Annotated in this window: 27 protein-coding genes and 1 pseudogene; 24 read left to right on the forward strand and 4 right to left on the reverse strand. The window is 59.0% G+C overall.

Annotation, left to right across the window (positions count from 1 at the left end):
- The first annotated feature begins 172 nt into the window (after positions 1–172).
- The 9 genes from ACZ1GU_RS01795 (at position 173) to ACZ1GU_RS01835 (ending at position 9,272) form a co-directional block, all read left to right on the forward strand.
- Entirely contained in the window at positions 173–841 is a 669-nt protein-coding gene (locus tag ACZ1GU_RS01795; RefSeq protein ID WP_472646423.1) for a hypothetical protein, read from the forward strand.
- A gap of 78 nt (positions 842–919) precedes the next feature.
- Entirely contained in the window at positions 920–2,545 is a 1,626-nt protein-coding gene (locus ACZ1GU_RS01800; RefSeq protein ID WP_472646424.1) for a tetratricopeptide repeat protein, read from the forward strand.
- Between the two features lie 700 nt (positions 2,546–3,245).
- Positions 3,246–4,820, forward strand: a complete 1,575-nt coding sequence (gene guaA / locus ACZ1GU_RS01805) for a glutamine-hydrolyzing GMP synthase (RefSeq protein WP_472646425.1) — start codon at positions 3,246–3,248, stop codon at positions 4,818–4,820.
- 72 nt (positions 4,821–4,892) lie between these two features.
- On the forward strand, positions 4,893–5,507 hold the full coding sequence (locus ACZ1GU_RS01810; protein WP_472646426.1) for a YceI family protein: 615 nt from the start codon (positions 4,893–4,895) through the stop codon (positions 5,505–5,507).
- A gap of 6 nt (positions 5,508–5,513) precedes the next feature.
- A complete protein-coding gene (locus ACZ1GU_RS01815) occupies positions 5,514–6,041 on the forward strand; it encodes a metal-dependent hydrolase (protein WP_472646427.1) in 528 nt (175 codons plus the stop codon).
- Entirely contained in the window at positions 6,019–6,732 is a 714-nt protein-coding gene (locus ACZ1GU_RS01820; RefSeq protein ID WP_472646428.1) for an endonuclease III domain-containing protein, read from the forward strand. The genes ACZ1GU_RS01815 and ACZ1GU_RS01820 overlap by 23 nt, the downstream gene beginning before the upstream one ends.
- A 6-nt stretch (positions 6,733–6,738) precedes the next feature.
- Complete coding sequence (locus ACZ1GU_RS01825; protein WP_472646429.1) at positions 6,739–7,395, forward strand: endonuclease III domain-containing protein; 657 nt, start codon at positions 6,739–6,741, stop codon at positions 7,393–7,395.
- Positions 7,388–8,482 (forward strand): NAD(P)H-dependent flavin oxidoreductase, encoded by a 1,095-nt coding sequence (locus ACZ1GU_RS01830; protein WP_472648678.1) that lies wholly within the window; start codon positions 7,388–7,390, stop codon positions 8,480–8,482. The genes ACZ1GU_RS01825 and ACZ1GU_RS01830 overlap by 8 nt, the downstream gene beginning before the upstream one ends.
- 343 nt (positions 8,483–8,825) lie before the next feature.
- Positions 8,826–9,272 (forward strand): hypothetical protein, encoded by a 447-nt coding sequence (locus tag ACZ1GU_RS01835; RefSeq protein WP_472646430.1) that lies wholly within the window; start codon positions 8,826–8,828, stop codon positions 9,270–9,272.
- 117 nt (positions 9,273–9,389) lie between these two features.
- On the opposite strand, the gene ACZ1GU_RS01840 is transcribed toward ACZ1GU_RS01835, so the two are convergent.
- Both ACZ1GU_RS01840 and ACZ1GU_RS01845 read right to left on the reverse strand, forming a co-directional pair.
- Positions 9,390–9,839, reverse strand: a complete 450-nt coding sequence (locus ACZ1GU_RS01840) for a hypothetical protein (protein ID WP_472646431.1) — start codon at positions 9,837–9,839, stop codon at positions 9,390–9,392.
- 93 nt (positions 9,840–9,932) lie between these two features.
- On the reverse strand, positions 9,933–10,193 hold the full coding sequence (locus tag ACZ1GU_RS01845) for a zinc-finger domain-containing protein (protein ID WP_472646432.1): 261 nt from the start codon (positions 10,191–10,193) through the stop codon (positions 9,933–9,935).
- 97 nt (positions 10,194–10,290) lie between these two features.
- Between ACZ1GU_RS01845 and ACZ1GU_RS01850 the strand changes: the two genes are divergently transcribed.
- From ACZ1GU_RS01850 to ACZ1GU_RS01915, 14 genes and pseudogenes are all read left to right on the forward strand, one after another.
- Positions 10,291–11,244: an ABC transporter ATP-binding protein gene (locus ACZ1GU_RS01850; protein ID WP_472648679.1), complete on the forward strand. Its 954-nt coding sequence runs from the start codon at positions 10,291–10,293 to the stop codon at positions 11,242–11,244.
- A 15-nt stretch (positions 11,245–11,259) separates the two neighbouring features.
- Positions 11,260–12,255, forward strand: coding sequence for an MBL fold metallo-hydrolase (locus ACZ1GU_RS01855; RefSeq protein ID WP_472646433.1), 996 nt, complete (start codon positions 11,260–11,262; stop codon positions 12,253–12,255).
- A gap of 371 nt (positions 12,256–12,626) precedes the next feature.
- Positions 12,627–14,222, forward strand: a complete 1,596-nt coding sequence (gene nadB / locus ACZ1GU_RS01860; RefSeq protein ID WP_472646434.1) for an L-aspartate oxidase — start codon at positions 12,627–12,629, stop codon at positions 14,220–14,222.
- A 47-nt stretch (positions 14,223–14,269) separates the two neighbouring features.
- On the forward strand, positions 14,270–14,983 hold the full coding sequence (locus tag ACZ1GU_RS01865) for a hypothetical protein (RefSeq protein WP_472646435.1): 714 nt from the start codon (positions 14,270–14,272) through the stop codon (positions 14,981–14,983).
- Positions 14,984–15,364: 381 nt separating this feature from the next.
- The gene (locus tag ACZ1GU_RS01870) at positions 15,365–15,745 is read left to right on the forward strand and encodes a hypothetical protein (protein ID WP_472646436.1); all 381 of its coding nucleotides are present in this window, start codon (positions 15,365–15,367) and stop codon (positions 15,743–15,745) included.
- A 153-nt stretch (positions 15,746–15,898) separates the two neighbouring features.
- On the forward strand, positions 15,899–16,813 hold the full coding sequence (locus tag ACZ1GU_RS01875; protein WP_472646437.1) for an alpha/beta fold hydrolase: 915 nt from the start codon (positions 15,899–15,901) through the stop codon (positions 16,811–16,813).
- 513 nt (positions 16,814–17,326) lie between these two features.
- Positions 17,327–19,388: pseudogene (locus tag ACZ1GU_RS01880) on the forward strand (ribonucleoside-diphosphate reductase subunit alpha).
- Positions 19,389–19,481: 93 nt separating this feature from the next.
- Positions 19,482–19,823: a PilZ domain-containing protein gene (locus tag ACZ1GU_RS01885; protein WP_472646438.1), complete on the forward strand. Its 342-nt coding sequence runs from the start codon at positions 19,482–19,484 to the stop codon at positions 19,821–19,823.
- A gap of 19 nt (positions 19,824–19,842) precedes the next feature.
- Positions 19,843–20,046, forward strand: a complete 204-nt coding sequence (locus ACZ1GU_RS01890) for a hypothetical protein (protein ID WP_472646439.1) — start codon at positions 19,843–19,845, stop codon at positions 20,044–20,046.
- A 3-nt stretch (positions 20,047–20,049) separates the two neighbouring features.
- Positions 20,050–20,235, forward strand: coding sequence for a hypothetical protein (locus ACZ1GU_RS01895; RefSeq protein ID WP_472646440.1), 186 nt, complete (start codon positions 20,050–20,052; stop codon positions 20,233–20,235).
- Positions 20,236–20,381: 146 nt separating this feature from the next.
- On the forward strand, positions 20,382–20,705 hold the full coding sequence (locus ACZ1GU_RS01900; protein ID WP_472646441.1) for a hypothetical protein: 324 nt from the start codon (positions 20,382–20,384) through the stop codon (positions 20,703–20,705).
- Between the two features lie 300 nt (positions 20,706–21,005).
- Positions 21,006–22,061 carry a ribonucleotide-diphosphate reductase subunit beta gene (locus ACZ1GU_RS01905; protein WP_472646442.1) on the forward strand — a complete coding sequence of 352 codons (1,056 nt, stop codon included), beginning with the start codon at positions 21,006–21,008 and terminating at the stop codon, positions 22,059–22,061.
- A 37-nt stretch (positions 22,062–22,098) separates the two neighbouring features.
- Entirely contained in the window at positions 22,099–22,521 is a 423-nt protein-coding gene (locus tag ACZ1GU_RS01910; RefSeq protein WP_472646443.1) for a hypothetical protein, read from the forward strand.
- Positions 22,481–23,371 (forward strand): hypothetical protein, encoded by an 891-nt coding sequence (locus ACZ1GU_RS01915; protein ID WP_472646444.1) that lies wholly within the window; start codon positions 22,481–22,483, stop codon positions 23,369–23,371. Before ACZ1GU_RS01910 ends, ACZ1GU_RS01915 begins: the two co-directional genes overlap by 41 nt.
- A 128-nt stretch (positions 23,372–23,499) precedes the next feature.
- Here ACZ1GU_RS01915 and ACZ1GU_RS01920 read toward each other — a convergent pair whose 3' ends face one another.
- Complete coding sequence (locus tag ACZ1GU_RS01920; RefSeq protein WP_472646445.1) at positions 23,500–24,006, reverse strand: hypothetical protein; 507 nt, start codon at positions 24,004–24,006, stop codon at positions 23,500–23,502.
- A 305-nt stretch (positions 24,007–24,311) separates the two neighbouring features.
- On the opposite strand from ACZ1GU_RS01920, the gene ACZ1GU_RS01925 reads away from it, so the two are divergent.
- On the forward strand, positions 24,312–24,611 hold the full coding sequence (locus tag ACZ1GU_RS01925) for a hypothetical protein (RefSeq protein WP_472646446.1): 300 nt from the start codon (positions 24,312–24,314) through the stop codon (positions 24,609–24,611).
- Positions 24,612–24,831: 220 nt separating this feature from the next.
- Here ACZ1GU_RS01925 and ACZ1GU_RS01930 read toward each other — a convergent pair whose 3' ends face one another.
- Positions 24,832–25,212, reverse strand: coding sequence for a hypothetical protein (locus ACZ1GU_RS01930; RefSeq protein WP_472646447.1), 381 nt, complete (start codon positions 25,210–25,212; stop codon positions 24,832–24,834).
- Positions 25,213–25,352: the final 140 nt, after the last annotated feature.

The raw sequence follows: 25,352 nt of genomic DNA on the forward strand, positions 1-25,352 counted from the left end.
TGTTAGCCAATTTGTCCCCATCTGGGACGGTGCAATTTCGATATGCCTAACGCGTTTGACGATTTGGGCTTTTTATCAAGACTACAGCCCCACAGCGCAGGTGCGAGTTCGGAATTAACCCGAAACCCTTGCGGCGGTTCATACTCTTCTGGGGGTCAGATTGATGAAATTTATGACTAAGAACGCAATGCTTGCCGTGGCTGGCGCATCCATGATGGTTGCTGCTGCTCCGGCGCAGGCATCGACCGTCGAATACGACGCAACCGACTACAACAGCGGCTCGAGCTGTTCGCACGGTCTGTGGACCAACACCCGCAATTCGGGCTGCTCACGTAAGTTTTCGTTGCAAGATGGCTCGACCTTCTCGGTCGATAGCTCTGCGGGTACGGGTAGCTTTGTCGCAACCGCCATCAACGACCTTGGCGAAGTGGCAACAATCGACCTGGCGCTGACCGGATTGGTTGACGAGCTGCCCGCGCATAACAGCTATAAGGCTGGCGGCCTTTCTTACGACCCGTCTCGGATTGATTTCTTCACCGGCGCGACCGGCACGATCGACATTGATGGTGAGATTTACTCGCTGAAAAGCGGCGATCCCTTCGCTGGAAACACCTTGTTCCAGCTGGGCACCGGCGCCAACGACAAGACCGCCGATTTCGGCGCTTCGGCATGGCTCAACATTATTGATCCATCAGGCACTTTGCTGCGTCACTGGGACGTAAACTTCAATCTGTCCGAGCGTCCGATTGACGTTCCGGCTCCAGGCATGCTGGTGCTCTTCGCCTTGGGGCTGGGCCTGGTTTTCGACCGCCGTCGCTTGACCCAGGCAATCGCGCGCTAATACGCGCTGCAATCGCGCGGCGGGAAATGTCAGGCGCAGATACCGTGTGGTAACGGTTTCTCGCTAAGCATTTGCACCATGAAAAGATTGCAGATCGCCATAGTTGCAACCGCTTCAGCCGCGCTCCTAACGGGGTGCGGCTCGAGCTTTTTCTCCGCAGAAAGTGAACAGACCGCATATGCCGCACAGGATTTGCGCGCGAAGCGGCTGGAGCTTGTCGACGCTCTCAAGCAAAATCCTGACGATGCAGCTCTGCGGTTAGAATATGCGCGCACACTGAACGAGCTGGGTGACGGGGTTGGCGCGCAGGCCGCGCTCGAAAGGCTCCCGGCGGAAATTGCGCAAGAGACAGAGGCGAGCGCGCTGCTTGGTCATGCCCTGCTGATCCAGGGAAAGCCAAAGGCTGCCTTGGAAGCGGCCAACCGCGCGGGTGAGCAATCGCCGCTGGCCGAATGGGTAGCGACAGGCGCTTTGCTCGCATCGGGGCTGGAGCAAGAGGCATACGATCGCATCGCTTCCGCTCAAAAAGCGCATCCGGACGATGTCCGGCTTATTGCGCTTGCCGGAGAGATGGCGCTGCGCCGCGGCAATATCAGCCGCGGCTCGGAGCGTGCTGAGAAGGGATTGTCGCTTGATCCGGCATCGCTCCCGGTGCGCGTGCTCGCTGGCCGCATCGCTCTGTTGCAAGAGGACTATGAGGGCGCAGAGGCGCATTTCAAAGTCGCTACCGAAGTGCGCCCCGATGCGACCACGCCGCTGATCGCGCTCGCGGCTACACAGGCGGATCTGAATAAGATCGATGCTGCCGAAGAGAGCCTCGCACGCTTGTTGAGCCTCGCTCCCCGGCATCCGCATGGCATTCTGCTCAAGGCCAAGCTCGCCTTTGCCGAAGGCGACATCGAAGAGGCCAACCGCCTGATGCAATCGGGCGAGCAATCGCTGCGCGATAACTCCATCGCCCAATTGCTCGGCGGTGAAATCGACCATCTGCGCGGCAATCACCAGAGCGCGATCGTGCGACTGTCTCCGTTCATCAAGCAAAACCCCAATCACATTCACGCCTCGACAGTTCTGGCGCAGGCCTATCTCGCAGCCGGCAAGCCGGAGGCGGCATGGGACATAGTGCAGACCCCTGCAAAACGCGCTGCCGCATCGCCGCAATTGCTCGCGGTTGCATCGAAGACGGCCCAGCAATTGGGTAAGGAAGACCCCTTTGCCGCGCGTCTTGTCACGGGAGACCCGTCGGACGAAGCGCACGAAATGTTGAAGTCCGCTGATCGGGCAATGGCGGCATCGGACTGGCAGAAAGCGGCAGGGATTTATCGCGAGCTGCGCGGAATGGGCTTTGCCGGTAATGCGCTGGTGCTCAACAATGGCGCTCTGGCTGAGCTGGGTTCGGGCAACACTGGCGAAGCGCTTAAGCTCGCGCGGCAAGCAATCGCGCTCGTGCCGGATGATCCGCAAGTGAAGGATACTCTAGGCTGGGTGCTGCTGAAAAGCGGCGGTGCCAATGGTGAAGCCTTGGCTTTGATCCAAAGCGCGCATCAGGCTCGTCCGACCGATCTGGAGATTCGCTGGCATTACGCTGTCGCGCTGGCGCGTAATGGTCGCAAAGCAGAAGCACGCCGGATCGCCTCGGCTATCCGTCAATACGCACGGGCCGAACAGCGCCAACTGATTGACGATTTGCTCGCCCAGCTCTGACGCGAATGCACATGTCTTGGTGTGTGGAGAATTTGGTACGCGGCCACCGATCCAGGCAGGGAGGGGTCATCAGGGTCTTGGACCAGTGACCGCGTACGATGCGACCCGAGTGGGGGGACAAGCTCGGGCTGACATTATGCAGTTCGCGCTCTTCAGCCGTGTGGTTACAGCGGTACGCAAAAATTTTTGTATTTTTTCCTGAATTCGTGCGGAGGCGTGGAGACGCGGGCCGCCGTAAGCTGTCTTTGTCGAAAGCCATTTGGGGAGAGAGGACTGGCTGGTCCCGCGTCTCATCTGCGCCTGCTGGACTTGTCGCCCCCGCAAGGGGGTGGGAGTGTTCCGCCGAGACCCGGGGAAGGCGCTGGGCGGGCGAGCGGGCTTCATCGCGCTGCTAGCTGGTGAGGGGTCACCGCAGAGCGCTCCGTGCGGGCTCGCTAGGCCCCGAGTGGGGCGACAAGCAGGCTGGTGATGGAACATTGGGGGAGAGACCATCACCCGATGCAGCGTCTTCGAAGAGCGGGAGAGGGAGCTCTTGCTGCGCTGCACAACCCATATGAAGTTTCATGCAATCGAACACAAATGCCAAAACTGCGAATGTCTTTGCGTTTTTTGCAACATATTTGATGCAGCTCATGCATGTCTGCGCAAAGCCTCCGCTGGCCCTCTGGACTTGCACTCGGACGCTGCTTAACGCCCGCACATGGACCCACATACACTCTCAGATTCGATCCTTATCGTCGATTTCGGCAGCCAGGTGACCCAGCTGATCGCGCGCCGGGTGCGTGAAGCCGGTGTCTACTCCGAAATCGCACCGTTCAGCATGGCCGAAGAGGCGTTTCGCCGGATGAAGCCAAAGGGCATCATCCTTTCCGGATCGCCGGCCAGTGTCCCCGATGAAGGGTCACCGCGCGCGCCGGAAGTGCTGTTTGAAGCGGGCGTGCCGATTCTTGGCATTTGTTATGGCCAGCAAGTGATGAGCCATCAGCTTGGCGGCGAAGTGCGCCCCGGCCATGAGACGGGTGAAGGCGGCGAATTTGGCCGCGCGTTCCTTACAGTCACCAAGTCCTGCGCCCTCTTCGATGGCCTTTGGGCCGAGGGCGAGCGCCATCAAGTATGGATGAGCCATGGCGACAAGGTCACCAAATTCGCGCCCGGTTTTGAGATTGTCGCCACATCAGACGGCGCGCCTTTCGCGGTGATCGCGGACGAAGGCCGCAAATTCTACGGAACGCAGTTCCATCCAGAAGTCGTCCACACGCCCGACGGCGGCAAACTGCTCGCCAATTTCGTCCACAAGGTCTGCGGGCTGGCGGGCGATTGGACCATGGCCGCCTATCGCGAGACCAAGGTCGCTGAAATCCGCGAGCAGGTTGGCGATGGTCGAGTAATTTGCGGCCTGTCGGGCGGTGTTGATAGCTCAGTCGCCGCGATCCTGATCCATGAAGCGATCGGCGACCAACTTACCTGCGTGTTCGTCGATCACGGGCTGCTGCGACTTAACGAGCGCGAGCAGGTCGAAAGCCTGTTCCGCGATCATTACAACATCCCGCTCGTCGTGGTGGATGCCGAGGAGCGCTTTATGGCTGGCCTCGAAGGCGTCACCGACCCGGAGAAGAAGCGCAAATTTATCGGCGGCGAGTTCATCGCCGTGTTCGAGGAAGAGGCCAACAAGCTCGGCGGGGCGGATTTCCTCGCTCAAGGCACGCTCTATCCGGACGTGATCGAGTCTGTCTCATTTACCGGCGGGCCATCGGTCACGATCAAATCGCATCATAATGTTGGCGGCCTGCCTGAGCGGATGAACATGGAACTGGTCGAGCCTTTGCGAGAATTGTTCAAGGATGAGGTGCGCGCGCTGGGACGTGAGCTTGGCCTCAACGAACAATTCGTCGGCCGCCATCCCTTCCCCGGCCCCGGTCTTGCGATCCGTATTCCAGGCGAGGTGACGACGGAGCGCTGCGACATCCTGCGCAAGGCAGATGCGATCTATCTCGAAGAGATCCGCAATGCCGGATTGTACGACGCGATCTGGCAGGCCTTTGCCGTTCTGCTCCCGGTCAAGACGGTTGGCGTGATGGGCGATCACCGCACTTACGATAGCGTGTGCGGCCTGCGCGCCGTGACCAGCACCGATGGCATGACCGCAGATGTCTATCCCTTCGATGCAGGCTTCCTGACCGGCTGCGCGACCCGCATCGTCAACGAAGTGCAGGGGATCAACAGGGTGGTCTATGACTACACCAGCAAGCCGCCCGGCACGATCGAGTGGGAGTAGGGCATTGCAACCTTTTGTGGCCGTCTTCGTAATCCTATACGATAGTCGTGTTTTTCTGATGGAGGTTCGCCCGTGACCAGATCGATTAATCTTCCGCTGATGGCCGTTGCAGCTGCCGCCGTCTCGGCCTGTTCGCAGGCGCCCGCCGAACCTGCTGCTGTTACAGAGGGCGCTTGGACGCTCGACGGAGCCGCATCGGAATTGTCCTACGTGACGATCAAGTCGGGCGAGATTGCCGAGCTGAATAGCTTTGAGACGCTATCGGGTTCCATCGCCGCAGACGGCGCGGCGACGATCGAAATTGATCTCGCCTCGGTCGAGACCGGGGTGGATATCCGCAATGAGCGAATGCGCGACATCTTCTTTGTCGTCGCTGACAATCCCAGCGCGACGGTGACCGCTCAGATTGATCCCGCAGCCTTTGAAAGCCTTGCCGTTGGCGCAAGCACGGACACAACTCTCGACGGCACGCTGTCCTTGAAGGGTGCGGAAATGCCATTCCAATCGGAGATCACCGTCACGCGCGTTGGCGCTGATCGCGTGCTCGCAGTGTCCGATGCGCCGGTGATCGTCGATGCCGCGCGGCTCGATCTGGTCGAGGGTCTGGGCCAATTGCAAGAGCTCGCCGGACTGCCTTCGATCACGCCGGTTGTCCCGGTGACTTTCGCGCTAACCTTCGAGCGCTAAGCGCTTTTGCCCACGATCTTCACTCACGCTGTTGTTCCGCTGGCGCTCGCAGCAGCGGCGGGGCGCGGGGTGATTTCGCCCAAGCTGGCTCTCGCCGGAGCGGTCTTTTCGATAGTGCCCGATGCCGACGTGATCGGGTTCAAGCTGGGCGTCGAGTATGCCGATGAATGGGGCCACAGGGGGGCGACGCATTCGCTCGCCTTTGCCGCAATGTGTGCAGCAGCGCTCGCGCTGGTCTGGAAAGAGGCGCGCAGCTTCACCGCCTTTGCTTTCCTGACTTTTGCGATGGCGAGCCACGGCCTGCTCGATACGCTGACGAGCGGAGGTTTGGGCGCGGCTTTGTGGTGGCCGTGGGATGATGCGCGGATATTTGCCCCGGTGACTCCGGTGCGCGTTTCGCCGATTGGCGCAGACTTCTTTTCTTGGCGCGGGGTCGAAACGCTGGTGTCGGAGCTGAAATGGATCTGGCTGCCGTGCATTGCGTTGGCGGTTGCCGGCTTTGGAGCGAGGCGTGCAGCTCGATCTCGGGTCTGATCCTCGAACGGATGTATTGCGCCGCTTGCAGGCTGGGCTGATCGAGCGCTTTGGTCGGATCGTCCGTCCGTCCGAGAAACGCCGGAGCCCCGAATGGGTGCTGGTGCACGGCGTGATCGGCGCGCAGACGAAGACCGCGGCGAGCAATGCCTCAACCGATGGCTTGTTCGAAGAGTTCGGCAACTGGGATGCGGTCGCGAAGGTTCGGCCCGAGGACTTGGAGGCGCGGCTTCAGCGCCAGACCTTTCCTAGCGTTGCGGCAAAGCGGCTATCTGATTGCCTAAACGCAATCATCCACGAACGCGGTTCGGTGGACCTGAGGCATCTTTCAAACCTGCCGACCGAAGACGCGATGGCATGGCTTGAGCAGCTTCCCGGTGTCGCGCGCAAGAACTCGGCAGGCGTGATGAATGCGAGCACGCTCAATCGCAAAGCAATGGTGATCGACGGCCATCATCGCAGGATCATGCAGCGCATGGGCATTGTCCCGGCGAAGGCTGACACGGCCAAGACCTATGATTTGCTGATGCCGATTGTGCCGGATGAATGGTCGGTCGAGGATATGGATGAGCACCACCTGCTCTTGAAGAAACTCGGTCAGACCCATTGCCGCCCTCGCAAAGCGCAGTGCGAGGGTTGCCCCGCGCGCGACGACTGCAAAATAGGAACCCAAAGCTCGCCCGCTCGCTGATGCGATATGCTCAGCGAGAACCAAGTCGAAACCGTTTACCGAAAGCTGTCCGAGGCAATGCCGGGGCGGACCAAGAACGCCAAGGGGCCGAAGGGTCAGCCTGATGCGTTTCGATCCTGCATCTCCTGCATGCTGTCCGCGCAGTCGCTTGATCGCAACACGGCTGCGGCGACCAAGGCCTTGTTCAAGCTCGCCAAGACTCCTGAAAAAATGCTCGCGCTCGACGACGCGGAGATAGCGCAGGCGATTAAACCGTGCGGGCTCTACAACAATAAGACCAAGAACATTCGCAAATTCTGCACCACGCTACTCGAAGAGCATGATGGCTTGGTGCCCGATACGCGCGAGGGGCTGATGAGCCTGCCTGGCATTGGCCGCAAATGTGCTGATATCGTGATGAGTTTCACCTTTGGCAAAGATGTGATCGCGGTCGATACGCATGTTCACCGCGTGTGCAATCGCATCGGGCTGACCGAAGCCAAGACGGCGGAGAAAACCGCTCAGCAGCTCGAAGAGCGCAGCCCGGACTGGACGCTCGCCGATGGGCATTTCTGGCTGATCCAGTTCGGCAAGAAAGTGTGCCGCGCGCGAATTCCCAAATGCGAAATCTGCGTGGTGAGCGATCTGTGCGAGACCGGGCCAATCGAGAAGGCGGCTGACTGACGCTACGGCGCGGCGCGTCAAGCAAAGCGACCCCAAAAACCACGCTTGCAAGTGCGGCGAACATGCGCTTGTTTCGCGCGCAACACGAAAACTTGAGGAGGAAACGCCCATGAAAACCGCCATCACCGAAATGTTCGGCATCCAGCATCCGATTATTCAGGGCGGCATGCATTATGTCGGGTTTGCCGAGATGGCAGCGGCGGTTTCCAATGCGGGCGGGCTCGGCATCATCACCGGTCTTACCCAAGGCACTCCCGAAAAGCTCGCCAATGAAATCGCGCGATGCAAGGACATGACCGACAAGCCATTTGGCGTGAATCTCACCATCCTGCCGACGCTGACTCCGCCGGATTATCCGGGCCTGTTAAAGGCCGTGATTGATGGCGGTGTGAAGGTAGTGGAGACCGCCGGGCGCAACCCGGTCGAGCTGCTCCCGCCGCTCAAGGATGCAGGGATCAAAGTGATCCACAAGTGCACCAGCGTGCGCCATTCGCTGAAAGCGCAAGAGATCGGCTGCGATGCTGTTTCGGTCGATGGCTTCGAATGCGGCGGCCACCCTGGCGAAGACGATATTCCGAACTTCATCCTGCTGCCGCGCGCTGCGGATGAGCTCGACATTCCGTTTGTCTCCAGCGGAGGCATGGCCGACGGGCGCAGCCTCGTCGCATCGCTCGCCATGGGTGCGGAAGGCATGAATATGGGCACGCGATTTATCGCCACCAAGGAAGCGCCGGTGCACGAGAACGTGAAGAAGGCGATCATCGAAGCCTCCGAACTCGACACGCGCCTCGTCATGCGCCCTCTGCGCAACACCGAACGAGTGCTGGCAAACGAAGCGGTTGAACGCTTGCTCGAAAAGGAAAAAGAGCTGGGGGATGCAATCACGATCCAGGACATCCTGCCAGAGGTGGCGGGCGTCTACCCATCGATCATGATGGAAGGCGAGATGGACAAGGGCGCGTGGAGCTGCGGCATGGTCGCCGGCCTCATCAACGACATACCGACCTGTCAGGAATTGATCGACGGCATCATGAAACAGGCTGAAGACATTGTCGATCGCATGAACAAGCAGATCGCAGCCGGGTGAGTCGCTGCGCGTCAGGGTGCGCTCGCTAAGGGCGCCCATACCTTAACAATCCGGATCTGCCCTTGAGGGCGGCGCAGCGCAGTCTTTCCTGCGAATTCTTAACGGCTGACCAAGTAGTCAGCCGAGTGATATTCCGGGAACCTTTCGCGTATTGATGATTTGTGGCCGGGCGAAATCGCGTCTGTCCCGTGGGATCGTAACACGAACAGCGCGCCGGTGGGGGTCGGAGCGCGGAAAGGGATGGGCCATGCAGGAATTTTTTGCATTGGAGACCATGATTTTGGCGCTTGCTGCGCCGTGCATGATAAGTTGGTTAGCCGGTGAGGTGCATGGCGCCAGACGCATGCAAAAGCTGATGGAAGCTGGTCAGCGGATCAGTCAGTCAGAACATGAACTGGCGATCATGCCGCACAGCATTTCCAAAGCCGAGAGTGCTGGTCGCCAGCAATGGGTTCGCGAAGCAACGACGCAATCAGCGGATACCAGAGATATCGTTATTGAGGGCGACACTCTTGATGATGAACTTGCTCGTGAAGATGCTCTTTGGCGCAAGCGCGAACTGGAAGCCATGTGGGCCGAGCGCGAGGCACAGGTAGAGGCTGAAGAGGCCGAGCAAAAGTTGCCCGGCGAGCGTACTGACCTCGAAGCTGCTTTGGATGCCTTCGCCCGGTCAACCCGTGGTTCGAAGCCGGACATACGCGCCTTTCGCGATGCGCTTGAGGAAGAATATTTACCCCCTCGCGCGCAAATGTCGGAGAAAGCAACGATGCCGCTTGTCCGAGCAGGCTGATCCAAGAGTAAGCCTTGCCTGCCTTGCCCCGAACTTACAGGCAGGCTGAAAGGAAACGGCGCGCGAGAGAAGCCCCTCGCGCGCCGTTTTCAATTCTACCTTACGGATGAAGAGTGGTCAGCTCTCAGCTTTGTTCGCGTCTTTCACCCGGGTGTAAGGCACGAAATCCTCAAAGAAGACCGCGCCGGTAAAGAAGCCGTTGAAACGGTCAACGGTCGTAATTTGGTCAAGGCGGCACAGACGCGAATCACCGTACTTGCGGATCACGAGAATATCGTCATCATCAATGCTGTCAGGATTGCGTGTGCGCTGCACGTAGATTGTATCGCCGCTGCCATAGACATAGGCGGTGTCATCGATTGTCTGTTGGCGCCGACCGTCAAAGCGGTTGATACAACGCACTGGCACCCCGGCCACACGGCCTTCGAGCAGCTTTTCGAGCTTTTTCTCGCCCTTGGTCATTTCCTTGGTTTCGGGTTCGTCGGCCATGGCGACCGGCGCTGCGACGAGCGCGAGGCCGGTTGCACCGGCAGCGGCGAGAGCGAGTGATTTAAGCGAGCGAACCATGAGGCAGTTCTCCTTTGGTAAGACCCTTCAAATGCACACTACGGGCGATGAAGTGAATAATCGCTGACTCAGCCGCTCATGCCGAACACGCGTTTAGCGATGGCCAGGATCGCCGCCTTCCGAAATATCGGGCAGGGTCGATTGATCGACGCCGTCGGCAGGCCCGCCCTTCAAGACAAAGCGCCGGTCGCAATAGCCGCAATCGACATATCCGTGCTCGTCAATCTCCAGATAGATGCGCGGATGGCCAAGCGCTGCGGGGCGATAGTTCTTGCCGCCACGAATATCGCTGGCGCCGTCACAGCTGACGCGGCGCGTTTCGACTAGCAGCACTTCGGGTGGAGCGATGTTCATGGCTTACGCCGATAATCGCGCAGCCACGCGAATTCAATCTCTGTTTGAACCGCTGCGCTCACTTGCGCACATCGCGCGCATCTCTATGGCGGAGCGCATGAGCACAGAGCCAGCAATCTCGATCCAGAGCCTTACGAAACGCTATGCCGCGCCCAAGGGTGCGAAGGGCGATGACGCTGAGGGTAAGCTGGCGTTGAACGATGTCAGCTTCGATGTGCCGCAAGGGTCGATCTTTGGCCTTCTCGGCCCCAATGGCGCGGGTAAATCGACGCTGATCAACATTCTTGCCGGGCTGGTCAACAAGACCGGCGGCACAGCCAATATCTGGGGCTTTGACATCGACCAGCAGCGCCGCAATGCGAGCCGCGCGATCGGGATCGTCCCGCAGGAGATCGTCTTCGATCCGTTCTTCACGCCTTATGAAGTGCTGGAAAACCAAGGCGGGTTTTACGGCATCGGCAAAGCCGACCGGCGCAGCGAAGAGCTGCTCGAAGCGGTGCGGCTGGCGGATAAGCGCGATGCCTATGCCCGGACGCTGTCGGGCGGGATGAAGCGCCGCTTGTTGGTTGCGAAGGCCATGGTGCATTCGCCGCCAATTCTCGTTCTGGATGAGCCGACGGCAGGCGTTGACGTCGAGCTGCGACGCCAGCTGTGGGAGCTCGTGACGCAGCTTAATAATGATGGCGTCACCGTGGTTCTGACCACGCATTATCTCGAAGAGGCCGAGGAGCTGTGCGACGAGATTGCGATCATCAATCACGGAGAGCTGATCGCGAAAAAACCGACGCGTGAGCTGATCGACATGGCGCGTGAAAAGATTGTCGCGGTCACGGTTGAAAATGATCTGACAGCCGCCCCTCAGCACGAAGCCTTCGCCAAGGTCGAACTGGCTGGCGAGCGCGGGGTCGAGGTGACCTATGACAAGGACAAGCTCAATGCAGGCCAAGTGCTCGCGATTTTGCAGGAGCAGGGACTGAAAATCGAAGATGTGACGACGCGCGAAGCGGACCTGGAAGATGTCTTCGTTTCGCTGACGGGGACCGGCAACTAAGCGAGGGGGAAAGAGATGCGCGCGATTTGGCTATTGGGCATTGCAATAGCGGGTTTGACTGCTTGCGGTTCCCTCGATGGGAATGCCGATGCAAATGCCTCGGCGCAAAACGCCGCACCTCAACATGACTTGCCGCGCGGCGAACAGCCTGCGGAGTGCCCCAGCGAAGGCGCAGCCTTGCAAGTGCTTGGATCAGGCGGACCGATCGCTGAAAATGACCGTGCAGGCACGAGCTATCTCCTATGGATAAACGGCGAAGCCAAGCTGCTGATCGATGCCGGACCGGGCGCATTTGTGCGCTTTGCCGAGGCGGGCGGGAAAGTCGCAACGCTCGATGCAATCGTCCTGACCCATCTCCATGGCGATCACGCGGGCGGACTGCCGGGCATTCTCAACACTGGCGGTTTCGAGGGCGGCACCGAGCCGCTGATGGTGGCTGGCCCTGACGGTGCCGAACGCTTCCCCGGCACTGGCGAGTTTTTGGATCGTCTGTTGAGCAAGCAAGGCGGCGCATTCGCGTATCTGGGCGGCTACGGCGATGGCAGCGAGGACAAACGCGAATTGCTTGTGACCGATGTGCCCACTGCTGGCGGCGAGGGCGCGCCGCTTGGCCTTGATGTCTCGAATGCCTTTTCGATCATCGCGCACCCCGTCAATCACGGGCCGGCTCCCGCGCTCGGCTATTCGGTTCAGGTTGGCGACGCGAGCTTCGTCATCACTGGCGATCAAAGCGGGTTTAGCGAGCGGTTCGCCAGCGATCTTGCTGGCGCAAAGCCGACCATCCTGTTTGCGCACCACGTCATCAATGGCGAGCAAGGCCAGCCGCGCGGCCTACACCGCACGCCTGCGCAGATTGGCGAGCTTGCCAGCGTGCTGGAGCCGGAGCGGGTGGTGCTGACGCATAATATGGAGCGCTCGTTAAGCCGGATCGACGACAGTCTGCGTGCGATTGGGGAGAGCTATTCCGGCACCGTTATGGTTGCCGACGATCTGGATTGCTTCGCTCTTTAGGACAGGCGGCGGGACCCCAGTTCATCGCCGCCATTGACGCTGCGCGTTGCGTTTGATTTCGGCACCGCACCTTCGACAATGACCGGTATAGCTTCGACCGTTCCAATGGACGCGAGTGGCCACTGGCCGGTGCAGACCTACCCAGCATAAAGCACGCAAAACCACGCTCATCAAACTTGCGCCCCCACCTTGCACGAATTGGATGATGTTATGCTGTTATTGTTTCATCCGCGGACCCATTCCCACCAAGATCGAAAAGGCTAAGAGCGGGCTATTGATTGAGCCAATTAAAATTGTGCAACGCGCCCGGCCAAGCGGTGCGATCTGAGCCAAGGCTTGCCCCTTCTTGCGTGCTTCGCCATGAGACTGCCATGACTGACGCAGCGCATTCCCCATACGACGTTATCATCATTGGCTCGGGCGCAGCCGGGCTGACAGCAGCTTTGGCGCTCGCCGAAACCAAGCGCGTGCTGGTGCTCGCCAAGGGAACGCTGACGGGCGGATCAACCGCTTGGGCGCAGGGCGGGATCGCCGCCGTGCTCGATGCGGGCGATACGTTTGAAAACCATGTGCGCGATACGATGGTCGCAGGCGCAGGCCTCAACGACCGCGAAACGGTTGAGTTCGTAATCGAGCGTGCGCCGGAGAGCATCGCTCGGCTGGTAGACCTCGGCGTGCCGTTCAACCAGGATTCGGGCGATTTGCACCTCACCCGCGAAGGCGGCCATTCGCACCGCCGGATCGTGCATGTGAACGATGCAACCGGTTGGGCGGTGCAAGAGGCTTTGCTCAACGCCGCAAACGCCAATCCCAATATTACCATGCTCGCAGGGCGCACGGCGATTGACTTCATCACCGATCGCCACCGCCAGACCTATTCCGGCGCAGGCCATGTCTGGGGCGTCTACGCGCTCAACGAGGAAACGGGCGAGGTCGAAAGCCATATCGCCCGCGCCACCGTTCTCGCAGCTGGCGGAGCGGGGCGCTGTTACCTGTTCTCGACCGCGCCGAGAGGTGCGACAGGTGATGGCATTGCGATGGCGTGGCGAGCGGGCGCGCGCGTCTCCAACATGGAGATGATGCAGTTCCACCCGACCTGCCTCTACAATCTGGAGGTCAAGAACTTCCTCATCACCGAGGCCGTGCGCGGCGAAGGCGGACACCTGCTTCACCCGGAAACCGGCCACCGCTTCATGGCGGATTACGATCCTGAGCGGATGGAGCTCGCCCCGCGCGATGTCGTCGCCCGCGCGATTGATGATCAGATCAAGCGCTATGGCCTCGACTACGTGCATCTCGATATCAGCCATCAGCCCGCCGATTTCGTGCGCGATCATTTTCCGACCATTGATGAAAAGCTTTCGGGCCTCGGCATCGATATGACCAAAGAGCCGATTCCGGTCGTGCCCGCGCAGCGTTACACCTGTGGCGGTGTAGTGGTGGACCTTGCCGCGCGCACCGATCTGCCCGGCCTGTGGGCGGCGGGCGAATGCACCGAAAGCGGCCTTCACGGCGCGAACCGGCTCGCGTCCAACTCGCTGCTCGAATGCTTTGTCTATGGCGAGGCGGCGGCGAGCGATATCCTCGCGCGTTGGGACGAACTGCCCGAACCGCCCGCGATCCGTGAATGGGACGCGACCCGCGTCTCTGATTCAGATGAGCAGGTTGTAATCAAGCAGAACTGGACCGAGATCCGCCGCTTCATGTGGAACTATGTCGGGATCGTGCGCACCACCAAGAGGTTGCAGCGCGCCGCCAACCGGATTGATCTGCTCAGCAAGGAGGTCGAGGATTACTACGGCAGCTTTGTCGTCACGACCGACCTTATTGAACTGCGCAATCTGCTGATGGCGGCGAAGCTGATCGTGAAAAGCGCGCTAGCGCGGCACGAAAGCCGCGGGCTGCACTACACGCTCGATTATCCCGAAATGGACGAGGTGCCGCAGGATACGGTGTTGGTGCCTTGAGCTTAATCCGTGCGTCAATAACGTTTGCAGCGTTGGCGACTGCTTGTTTGCCAATTGCCGCGCTTGCGACCCCGCCCGACGTCATCGACATTCGCGAAGAGCCTTTCGGGCTCAGCGAAACGCATCTGTTTGTGCTGCGCAGTTCGAGCGACAATCTCGGTCTTTATGAGAGCCTGCGATCCGAGACCTTCCTCGTGGCGATCAATGCCGAGACGGGTGAGGAAGAGCACTGGCTGATCGACCGCACGACCAGGTCCAGCCAATATAGCGACGATGGCGAGATGCTCGGCTATGCGGTCAAACGCGACGAGGGGTTCGACAGCATCAATCCCTTTGCGATCCTGAGTGAACGCAACGCCATGCCGTGGAGCGCGGTTTCGCAAACCGGCTGGTACGAAGTGAAGGCGGAGTTTGTGCGCGCGGCTCACGTTGGCTGGCGGGCGAGCTATCCCAGCGGGCAAGTTTTTGAAATCTCCGATGCGGCTATAACTCAGGCACTCGCCAAGCGACGCGTTTTCATGGCTGACAGCGTTGCCGATTATCCGCGCATGTCGATGATGAGCACGCGCCAATTGTTCGCCGAGCGAACTGTTCCGCTCGAAAGCTGCGCTCCAAGTGCAGTCTTCACGCATTATGCCTTGCGCAGGCCGGGTACGGAATTGCTGGTGCGGATGGATTGTTCGGACAGCGATGAGGTGGGTGTTACTTCAATTGCCGTGCGGATGACCGAAGTAGGCGGGCCCGATGTGTCTACAGACTAGCCGCTCGTCGAGCACCATTTGCAGTTTATCTGCTTCATGAGACGCCTTGGCGAAATTCCATGTCGCCGAGCGATCCTAGATTGGAATAATCCTACGTTCTGGCATTGTGCAACCAGATGCGAGGCTGCCCCCCTTTTTGAACAATAGCCCGCGTCTGATCGACCATAGATGCCGCTGCACGAGTGTTGGGACTGGTGCTCGCCGCATCCGGTTTGACGGTACCGATCATCCGATATCTTTGAAAGGATGATCCGATGAACACATTTGCAAAACTCACCTCCGGCGCAGCTTTGGCAGCCGCGCTCGTCCTGCCTCTCGCCACCCCGGTTGCGGCTGGCGAAAAATCTCAAGATCTGGTTGTGCGCCCTTCGAGCGCCATGGATGCATGGAAAGCGGAAGCCAACCGCGATCTCGACCGCACGCTCCAAACTCAGCCGCACTCGGGCAAATTTCAGATCGCCAGCGGGATCGTGCAAATCACTTTCACGCTGGGAGAGGACGTACCGAGCGGACAATATCAAGCTTCACAACAGCACGTCCAACTTCTGGGGCGAGCGGCTGGCGAGACGTGCCGTGCGCAAGCTCGACAATCTGGACGAGGTGCCGGTACGCAATCCCGCCAAGGCCAGGTTTATTGCGAACCTGATCTTCGCTGACGGCTATGCAAGCAAGGAAAAGCTGATGGCGGAGCTCGATAGAACAGAGGCCACTCGCCTCGCCTCGGCCAAGCCCGAAAGCCAGTATATCGCGCTGGGGATGTAGGCGCCGCCTACGGGGAGTCCCAGCACAAGCCGCGCTCGCCATTTGCTCCCCTGCAGATGGCGGGTTGCGGTGTGCGCTCGCTTGCGTCATTCATCGCGCTTGATCGCCGCGCCTGTGAGCGTGGCTGCGAATGCCAAGGAAAGAGCGCGAAACATGCCCACCGTCACAACACCCAACACCGGCCTCGAACTGTTTTACGACGAGCATGGCGATCCCTCGCATCCGCCGGTGCTGTTGGTGATGGGTCTGGGTGCGCAGATGACGCTCTGGCCGCAGGAGTTTGTCGAAGCGCTAGCGGGTAGGGGCTACCGCGTGATCCGCTTCGACAATCGCGACATCGGCCTCAGCCAAAAGTTCGATGGCGCGCGGGCTCCGGGCCTGAAATGGCAGGTGCTGCGCAAGGTCATCGGCTGGCCTGCAAAAGTGCCGTATACGCTCAAGGACATGGCCGATGATGGCGCCGGCGTGCTCGATGCGCTCGGCATTGAGCGGGCGCATGTTGTGGGCGCAAGCATGGGCGGCATGATCGCACAGCTGATGGCGATCCACCACAGCGACAGGCTTCACTCGCTCACTTCGATTTTTTCCACCACCGGCAATCCGAAACTGCCGCAGGCGGAAAAGCACGCGATTGAGGCGCTGACTGCCCCGATCCCCTCGATGGAGGAGGATGCCTTGCTCGAGCACGGGCTCAAGGTCATCAATGCGATTGGCTCACCCAGATATCGCCCAGATCCGGAGCGCGCGAAGGAACGCGTGCTCGTCGGGATTCGCCGCAGCGTCTATCCCGCTGGCCTGCCGCGCCAGCTCGCGGCGATCATCGACGATGGCGACCGCACCGGGCGGCTGGCCAAAGTAAAAACGCCAACGCTTGTTTTACACGGCGAAGATGATCCGCTGGTCAAACTCGACGGGGGCAAGGCGACCGCTGCCGCGATTCCCGGCGCAAGGCTGGTGACGATTCCCGGATGGGGTCACGATTTGCCAATGGAACTGGTCGATCCGATTGTCAGCGAGATTCACTCTCATGTCAGCGGCGTTGAAGCGAAAACGGTGGCAGCCGCGTAAGTTAAATCGCGGCTTTCCAGCGCGCACCTTGATTCAAAAATTGCGCAGCACGATTCGAAAGATTCACAAGCCGTTTTGACTCGTTTTGCCCGCAAAAATTTTTTCGCAGATTCATTTTAGGGCTTGCGCGATCCGCGACCCTAGGATTTCCCACGCGTCGCTGCGTTGCAGCAGCATAATACACCGGCTCAAAAAACCGAAACTTTCGTTAATTCGGTATTTACCCTCTTGCGTCTGATGCGTCTCTGATTCAGTATTTAGTGGTTCCTGACGCGGGGGCACCCACAAGACCTAGTTAATTCCGGGCGCAGACACCATATCTGCGAACAGGGGAAGAGTCGGTCTTTCAGCGGTGAAAAAGCGCCTAGGGACTGTGGGTAGCGGGGATAAGTAATCCGCGCAGGGGAGCCCATAAAATGCTAGGTGGGACCATCCCGCCGAGTCGAACACAGGTAGAACATCGCGCTGGCAAGGGTGGAGCGAGCGCACGGCAAAGACGGGGCTAAAAATATAATGGATTTTCGGAACGGAGATGACGCGGCCATGGGTCTCGATCAGCAGCAAGACACTGCCCTTGATGACAACCGCACTGAAGATGCGAAGCCGTCATCAGACACAAAAAAAGCGAAGCAGGCGATCAAAATGCAAGCAGACGATAGAGGGTCAGAAGAACTGGTCGCAGCCAAGGCCGGTGAAGCGCTCGCCAATGCTGTTGGCGAAGCGGCCAAAGCGGCTACCAAGACCGAAGAGAAGAAGGTCAATGATCGCCGTTTCGATGTGCAGATCGATGAAAGCCGCGATGCGAACCTGACCGAGTTCGGCAAGGAGACGCTGACCGATCGCTATCTGCTCCCCGGTGAAAAATATCAGGATCTGTTTGCGCGCGTCGCGGATGCCTATGCTGACGATGCCGAGCATGCGCAGCGTCTTTACGACTACATTTCGAACCTTTGGTTTATGCCGGCAACGCCAGTCCTCTCGAATGGCGGCACGTCGCGCGGCCTGCCGATCTCTTGCTACCTCAATTCGGTTTCCGACAGCCTCGATGGCATCGTCGGCACTTGGAACGAGAACGTATGGCTCGCGTCCAAAGGCGGCGGCATCGGCACCTATTGGGGCAATGTTCGCGGTATTGGCGAGCCGGTTGGCCTTAACGGCAAGACCAGCGGCATCATTCCATTCGTGCGCGTGATGGACTCGCTGACTCTGGCGATTTCGCAAGGTTCGCTGCGTCGTGGTTCGTACCGCATGCTATCTCGATGTCTCGCACCCCGAGATCGAAGAATTCCTCGAAATTCGTAAGCCATCGGGTGACTTCAACCGCAAGGCCTTGAACCTGCACCACGGCGTGCTGCTGACCGACGAGTTCATGGAAGCGGTCCGCAATGGCGACGAGTTTGAGCTGAAATCACCCAAGACCGGCGAAGTGCGCGGCAAGGTTGATGCGCGTTCGCTGTTCCAGAAGCTGGTCGAAACCCGCCTTGCAACGGGTGAGCCCTACATCGTGTTCAACGATACGGTGAACCGCATGATGCCAAAGCATCACCGCGATCTGGGCCTCAAGGTTTCGACCTCCAACCTATGCAGCGAAATCACCCTGCCGACCGGCATCGACCACCTGGGCAACGACCGCACGGCGGTGTGCTGCTTGTCTTCACTCAACCTTGAAAAGTGGGACGAGTGGAACGGTGACAAGCAGTTCATCGAAGATGTGATGCGCATGCTCGACAATGTGCTGCAGGATTACATCGACCGCGCGCCTGACGAGATGGCCCGCGCGAAATATTCCGCCGAGCGGGAACGTTCGGTTGGCCTGGGCGTGATGGGCTTCCACTCCTTCCTGCAGTCGAAGGGGCTGGGCTTTGAAAGCGCGATGGCGAAAGCGCTGAACCTCAAAATGTTCAAGCACATTCAGGCCAAGGCATCTGAAGCCAGCATGTTGCTCGCGCAAGAGCGCGGACCGTGCCCCGATGCCGCTGAAATGGGCGCGATGGAGCGCTTCAGCTGCAAGATGGCGATCGCGCCGACCGCGTCGATCTCGATCATTTGCGGCGGCACCAGCGCCTGCATCGAGCCGATCCCGGCCAACATCTACACGCACAAGACCCTGTCGGGCAGCTTCATCGTGAAGAACCCCTATCTGGAAGAAATCCTGCGCGAGAAATCGAAGGATTCGACCAATGTGTGGAACTCGATCCTTGAGCGTGGTGGCTCGGTCCAGCATCTCGACTTCCTGTCGGACGAAGAAAAGGCAGCGTTCAAGACCAGCTTTGAAATTGACCAGCGCTGGCTGCTCGAATTCGCGGCTGACCGCGCGCCTTACATTGATCAGGCGCAGTCGCTGAACCTGTTCATCCCGGTAGACGTCGATAAGTGGGACTTGATGATGCTGCACTTCCAGGCGTGGGAGAAAGGCATCAAGTCGCTCTACTATCTCCGCTCGAAATCGGTTCAGCGCGCAGGCTTTGCCGGCGGGGTCGAGGCGGACAATACCGCCGACGCTCCCGAGATCGAGCTGAAAGCCGAACTGGGCGAGCAGCAAACCGACTATGAGGAATGCCTCAGCTGTCAGTAAGTTGATGCGCAACGCAATCCGAATAGCCCCTGTAAGCGAAATGCTTGCGGGGGCTTTTCATTGCGCGAAAAGCATGGTTGATTGCGCAACGCTATGAAAGCACGCACAACTTCTCGTGTTCCGATCGACGCCACTGGCTCTTATCGCACGGGCCGTGGGATGCAGTGGGACATCAAACTCGCTGACCTGTCCGAAGGCGGTTGCCGCATTTTCGATCCGCGCGGACGGGTCGATGTCGGCGAATATCTGCGCGTCTATATCGCCGGGACCGGTCCGCATCTGGGCGAGGTTGCCTGGCGCCATGGCGATCACGCCGGCATAGCTTTTGCCCGGCCTTTGCCCGAGCGGGTATTTGCCTCGCTCGCCGCTGCGGATTGGAATGGCGCTGCCAGTGCTCTCAAGGAGACCGGCGGGACCATGCGCCGGTTCGTATGATCGCAAAAAGGGGGCAAACATGACATTAGAGATCGCCATCCCGCTGTTCTTCCTGATCGTTGCGACCGGCGAATTGTTCGTGTTTCGCATGCTTCGCGACAATGGCACGATCGCTCCGGCAGCGGCCAACACCATGATGATCGCCTCGTTCTCGCTTCCGATCATTTCCTATGTCATACTCGCCTTTATCGTGCCGGATGTCGGCGCGACGGAGGTGTTTTGAGATATGGCAGCGGAATATTGGATCGGCATTGGCGGCACGCTGTTCGCGCTGGCATTCATCTTCAATGGCTGGCGTGCGAGCCGCGGTGATGCATCGGGCCACGCCGCCAATGCAGGCCGATTGCACATCGTTATCGCCCTGATATTCCTGCCATTCCTGTGGGTCGCCGTGATCGCTGCGGCACAGTAAGACCGTCGAAAAATCTCTCAAACGCGATGCTCGCCAACAGTTGAGTTAACGCGCTTGCGCCCCGTATTTTTACGTGCCAACGCTCTCGCACCGGCGATCGGGCTCAGTGTCCGCGCCGGTTTTTCAATTAGGATGGGGTTATCACAATGAAGAAGTTTACTCTGGTTGCTGCGGCTAGCAGCGCTCTGCTTTTGGCTGCATGTGGCGGCGGCGCTGAAGAAGCGACGACCGAAGAAGTCGCTGCAACCACCGAAGAAGCAACCGAAGCGGCTTGCGACCAGGAAGGCATGATGGCCAAGGCGGAAGAACTCGCCACCAAGATGCAAGGCATGGCCAGCGATCCGGCAGCGATGCAGGAAATGGCTGCCAAGCTGACCGAGATTCAGGAAAAAGTCACCGCTGGCACAGCCGACGGCAGCTACTCGATCGCAGACGCATGCGCTGCTTATGACGAGCTGCTTGCCAGCTAAGCCTTTGCCGTGACCCTAACCGGGTCGGCGGACGAAACACGGTGAAGCCCCGGTGCCTTTTGCGGCGCTGGGGTTTTGTCATTTTTGATGTCTTTTGGGATGACCAATGCGGCGTGCTATCATCTCATTTGCGCGCGGCTCATCTTTGTATGTTGAGCCCCATGCAAGGGTGGTCCGATCACGCTCCATCCGACTCAAATTTTGCACGGTTTATCCCCGCCGAATCATACACTCTTGCCTGTCGCATCGTAGTTTGATTCCCTATATAGGTTAGCCAACACGCGAATAAGGAAACACAACATGTCGTTGCTCGAAGCCAGAAAGACCTACAAGCCCTTCGAATATCCGTGGGCCTATGATTTCTGGAAACGCCAGCAACAGATCCACTGGATGCCAGAGGAAGTGCCTTTGGGTGAGGATTGCCGCGACTGGGCGCAAAAAATCACCGAGCATGAGCGTAATCTGCTCACGCAAATCTTCCGCTTCTTCACCCAGGCCGATGTCGAAGTGCAGGATTGCTATCACGACAAATATGGCCGCGTGTTCAAGCCGACCGAGATCAAGATGATGCTCACCGCGTTTTCCAATATGGAGACGGTGCACATCGCGGCCTACAGCCACCTGCTCGACACGATCGGCATGCCCGAAAGCGAATACAGCGCCTTCCTGGAATATGAGGAAATGGCCGACAAGCACGATTACATGCAGCAATTCAGCGTCGACAATGACGAGGATATTGCCCGCACGCTCGCCATGTTCGGCGGCTTTACCGAAGGGCTACAGCTGTTCGCGAGCTTCGCCATGCTGATGAACTTCCCGCGCTTCAACAAGATGAAGGGCATGGGCCAGATCGTCAGCTGGTCGGTGCGCGATGAGAGCCTGCATTGCGAAGGCATCATCAAGATGTTCCACACCTTCTGTGAGGAACGCGACTGCCTGACCAAAGCGGTGAAGGAAGATATCATCGATATCTGCCAGAAGACCGTGCGGCTGGAAGACGCCTTTATCGATCTCGCCTTCGAGATGGGCCCGGTTAACGGGATGACGGCGAAGGAAATCAAGAAGTACATTCGTTACATCGCCGATTGGCGCCTCAACCAGCTGGGCCTGCAGCCGATCTATATGGTCGATGAGCACCCGCTGCCGTGGCTCGCGCCGCTGCTCAACGGGGTCGAGCACGCGAACTTCTTTGAAACCCGCGCGACCGAGTATTCGAAAGGCGCGACGACCGGCAATTGGAACGATGTCTGGTCGAGCTTTGACAAGCGCCAAAAGGCGAAGGCGGTCAACGAAGACGAAGCGGTCGACGGCGGCCCGGATATGTTCGGTGAAAGCGCGGTTGAGGCTGCGGAGTAGGGGGCATCGACGCTTGAAAAAGATGTTTGGCTAACTGATGTCACAAGTTTCTGTCGGTCGGGTTTTTGTTCCGGGTGGTATGCCCGATCTGACCTATGTCCCAAGAACTGAACGCCACTTAGAGGCTTCTCTTGCTGAGGTTCAGGACAACCTTTGCAAGCTTGTTGTCGTGACTGGTGCGACCAAGACAGGCAAGACCGTTTTGGTCAAGAAAGTATTGGAGGGGCAGGCAGGCGCGGTCTGGCTTGACGGCGGGAACATTCAATCCTTGGACGGTTTTTTAGACGACTGTCTACACAATCTCGGTGTAGATCTCGTCACCGAGCGGGAAGACACGCAGTCACACGGAACCACCGGCAAGAGTGGCGGAAATATTGGAGGGAAGCTCTTCGGCTTGGGCGCTGAAGCTAGCGCGGAGATTGGCGATTCGTACCGATCAGACGAAACGAATCCTTGTTAAGCCTTCCGGAACGAAACAGAGTCTTGTTCTTGATGCTCTAATGCAGACGCAAACCGTTCTGGTGATAGATGATTTTCACTACATAGAAAGAAATTTGCAAGGGCAGCTAGTGCGCGCTTTGAAAGGGCGCATTTTTGATGGGCTACCGGTCGTTTTGATTGCAATACCTCACCGGCGCTATGACGCAGTGCGCGTCGAGCGCGAAATGAATGGCCGAATTCATGGCATAAACGTTCCTGATTGGTCGGTCGAAGAGCTCAAGCAAATCGCATCAACAGGTTTTCCATTGCTTGACGTCGGCGTCTCGGACTCACTTACGGATCGGTTGGCTGAGGAAGCCTACGGAAGTCCCCATTTGATGCAGGAGTTCTGTCGGCTTCTTGCGAAAAATGCCGTTCGAGAAGGAATTGATGCCGATCAGGCATTCTCGGAGGATTTATTCAGACGGATCGCCACCGATACTGGAAAGGTGATTTTCGATAAGCTCGCATCTGGACCTCGCCAACGGTCTGATAGAAAGGCTAGGAGGCTTGTCGCGGGTGGGCGGGCAGACATCTATCGGGTTGTTTTGATGGCGCTTTCGAGGTTGGAACCTGGTATGCGTCGCGTTGACTATGAATCGTTGAGAGCTTCGCTTCGTGACGTCGTTGAACAAGAGGATATGCCTCAGGCAAACGAGGTAACGCGAGTTCTTGAAAAAATGGCTGAAATTGCCTCGAAGGAGGAAATGTCAGTAAAGGTGCTAGACTGGGACCGAGACGAGCAAGTGCTTCATGTCACTGATCCATTCTTCGCCTTCTTTCTGAAGTGGGCAAAAAACTACGTGGACGATTTAGCGCCGCCAGAGTGAGCTGTGGTGAGCGTCACCTCGCCTTTGATCCCGTCGCCCTACACTTGATGTAGGCCTAGGCTACCTTCTGTCCGACCTAGCCAATAGAAAGCCTTATTCTGGATCGGGGTCCGGGATGACGAAGACTTTCAGCGGGACCGCCGAGCGATCTCCCCCCACTCACAACAAAACCCCCGGCAGGCCCATCGCCACGAGCGTGACAACAGACCCGCCGGGGGCGAGAGGCTCCGGCAGAGTTCGAGCCGAGGGCCGTCGGGCTTGGCAACAACCTGCCAGTCATCCCGGTAGAGAATCTGGCCGGGATTGCGCGACTTGATCCGGTCGATCCGCACTCCGCAATCCTCGATCAAGCTGGCGAGGATATAGCCATGGCGCAGGACTTCGCCCGCGCCATCGCGGAACCAGCAGACCCCGTCGCTCCACCAGCGCCCCTTGGACTTAACGCCAAGGCGGCTTGGTGCGGGCAAGTTGGCGTTGAACCAATCCAGCTCGCGGCGGATGCCGATCAGGGCCGGGGTCAATTCGCCGCGCTGCCACCACAGATCATAGGCCGGGCCGAACAGACCCGGAGCGACGTTGGACCGCGTCACGGTGTAGCCTCCGGGCCTTGCCGGAGCGATGAAGCGCAAATACATTTTGCCTGTCCTTCAGGAATGGGCGCGGCGGCGCCCTCCCGATGGATCAGGCGCGCGGCGCGGATGAGAAAAGGGTGATGAGCGTCAGCGCGCGTTTCGCGCCAATAGTCTCGGGTCTGCCCGGGGGCAGCAATGTCGTAAACATACTCTGCCTCCTTAAGGCTCTTCGCAGCGGGCCGATCCCGGTGCGGGAGCGCGCCTCTAATACGGTGGAATGCAACGCGCAAGAGGGCATGCTCAATCTCCCCTCCTGGAACCCATCACCCATCCGCTTCGTTGATCCAGCAACACACAGGAGCGAACATATGAAAACCCGCACCCCAATCACCCGCCTGCCCGTCATCGCTGCCCTTGGCGCATCGCTCGCGCTCGCGGCGTGCTCCGGCGAAGCCGAAACCGGCGCGACGACCGAAGATGGCGAAAGCCTCGGCGAAATCGACGAAGCGATGATTGCCGACAACCCCGATGCCGTCAGCGGCGAGCAGATCGAAGAGGCCGTGCCCGGCGTTGAAGAGGCTGCCCCCGAAGGCGAAACCCCCAACACCGCAGACCTTGGCGAACAGGAAAACCTCGAAGTCACCGACGACGCCGACGGTTATGAGTAACGCAGGGCGAGTCTTGTTTTGCGCACGCTATCCAGCGTGCGACATCCTCGCTCCTTATCAGTCGCTGCGGGCGCCCGTGCGGGCTTGCGGACCCTTCGGGTCCGTGCTCCGCGACCCTTTATAAGAACTGTGTGCGCGTAGCCTTTAGACGGCTCCGAGCAGCACCTTCGAATAGACTTTGTGAAACGGCATGAACGCGCGGACGATCGCGCGATCCGGTCTAGCCGACCCAGCTTCCAAATAAGAGGCGCGTTTTGCTGTCGCTTATCGGCACGACCGAGAGCCAGCTCGCCGTTGCGCCCTGAAAATCGCGCAGGAGTATCTCGGTGGGAGAGCGCGAGACAATTGTCCACGCAGCAAATTCATCGATTTCGCCGCGCGCGAGCCGAGCCGCATCCTCGCTGCTTGCTCCGCGCCGGATCAGGCCCAGCGCCAATCGCTCGGGCCGGAACGCCCAGCTGCAATAGAACCGCTCGATAAAGTTCGGCAAACTGACCTCGCCCGCCACTTCGCGCGCAAAGCAATCGCGATAGTCGCTTTCGACCCCGAATTCCGCGAGCATGCTGCCCGCTGGCACATCGACTGGTTTCACGTCGCTCATATCAAGAGCTCCTTTGCGTGAGATCTATGCAACCTAGGCCGGTTGCATGCCCACGACCAACGCATTCCACACACCATGTGTTGCGCCCTCTTTCTCCTTGATCGGCTTACGACGCTGTGTATTATTCGCGTAATACACCA

The organism is Erythrobacter sp. HA7-11 (assembly GCF_055693605.1).

What these genes read in the sequence shown, in the direction of transcription:
- ACZ1GU_RS01910 (WP_472646443.1), top strand. Translation starts at nt 22,099, where the DNA reads ATGTCACAAGTTTCTGTCGGTCGGGTTTTTGTTCCGGGTGGTATGCCC.
- guaA (WP_472646425.1), top strand. Translation starts at nt 3,246, where the DNA reads ATGGACCCACATACACTCTCAGATTCGATCCTTATCGTCGATTTCGGC.
- ACZ1GU_RS01925 (WP_472646446.1), top strand. Translation starts at nt 24,312, where the DNA reads ATGAAAACCCGCACCCCAATCACCCGCCTGCCCGTCATCGCTGCCCTT.
- ACZ1GU_RS01895 (WP_472646440.1), top strand. Translation starts at nt 20,050, where the DNA reads ATGGCAGCGGAATATTGGATCGGCATTGGCGGCACGCTGTTCGCGCTG.
- nadB (WP_472646434.1), top strand. Translation starts at nt 12,627, where the DNA reads ATGACTGACGCAGCGCATTCCCCATACGACGTTATCATCATTGGCTCG.
- ACZ1GU_RS01825 (WP_472646429.1), top strand. Translation starts at nt 6,739, where the DNA reads ATGCTCAGCGAGAACCAAGTCGAAACCGTTTACCGAAAGCTGTCCGAG.
- ACZ1GU_RS01885 (WP_472646438.1), top strand. Translation starts at nt 19,482, where the DNA reads ATGAAAGCACGCACAACTTCTCGTGTTCCGATCGACGCCACTGGCTCT.
- ACZ1GU_RS01890 (WP_472646439.1), top strand. Translation starts at nt 19,843, where the DNA reads ATGACATTAGAGATCGCCATCCCGCTGTTCTTCCTGATCGTTGCGACC.
- ACZ1GU_RS01845 (WP_472646432.1), bottom strand. Translation starts at nt 10,193, where the DNA reads ATGAACATCGCTCCACCCGAAGTGCTGCTAGTCGAAACGCGCCGCGTC.
- ACZ1GU_RS01905 (WP_472646442.1), top strand. Translation starts at nt 21,006, where the DNA reads ATGTCGTTGCTCGAAGCCAGAAAGACCTACAAGCCCTTCGAATATCCG.
- ACZ1GU_RS01900 (WP_472646441.1), top strand. Translation starts at nt 20,382, where the DNA reads ATGAAGAAGTTTACTCTGGTTGCTGCGGCTAGCAGCGCTCTGCTTTTG.
- ACZ1GU_RS01855 (WP_472646433.1), top strand. Translation starts at nt 11,260, where the DNA reads ATGCGCGCGATTTGGCTATTGGGCATTGCAATAGCGGGTTTGACTGCT.
- ACZ1GU_RS01835 (WP_472646430.1), top strand. Translation starts at nt 8,826, where the DNA reads ATGCAAAAGCTGATGGAAGCTGGTCAGCGGATCAGTCAGTCAGAACAT.
- ACZ1GU_RS01840 (WP_472646431.1), bottom strand. Translation starts at nt 9,839, where the DNA reads ATGGTTCGCTCGCTTAAATCACTCGCTCTCGCCGCTGCCGGTGCAACC.
- ACZ1GU_RS01930 (WP_472646447.1), bottom strand. Translation starts at nt 25,212, where the DNA reads ATGAGCGACGTGAAACCAGTCGATGTGCCAGCGGGCAGCATGCTCGCG.
- ACZ1GU_RS01800 (WP_472646424.1), top strand. Translation starts at nt 920, where the DNA reads ATGAAAAGATTGCAGATCGCCATAGTTGCAACCGCTTCAGCCGCGCTC.
- ACZ1GU_RS01870 (WP_472646436.1), top strand. Translation starts at nt 15,365, where the DNA reads ATGCATGGAAAGCGGAAGCCAACCGCGATCTCGACCGCACGCTCCAAA.
- ACZ1GU_RS01875 (WP_472646437.1), top strand. Translation starts at nt 15,899, where the DNA reads ATGCCCACCGTCACAACACCCAACACCGGCCTCGAACTGTTTTACGAC.
- ACZ1GU_RS01920 (WP_472646445.1), bottom strand. Translation starts at nt 24,006, where the DNA reads ATGTATTTGCGCTTCATCGCTCCGGCAAGGCCCGGAGGCTACACCGTG.
- ACZ1GU_RS01795 (WP_472646423.1), top strand. Translation starts at nt 173, where the DNA reads ATGACTAAGAACGCAATGCTTGCCGTGGCTGGCGCATCCATGATGGTT.
- ACZ1GU_RS01850 (WP_472648679.1), top strand. Translation starts at nt 10,291, where the DNA reads ATGAGCACAGAGCCAGCAATCTCGATCCAGAGCCTTACGAAACGCTAT.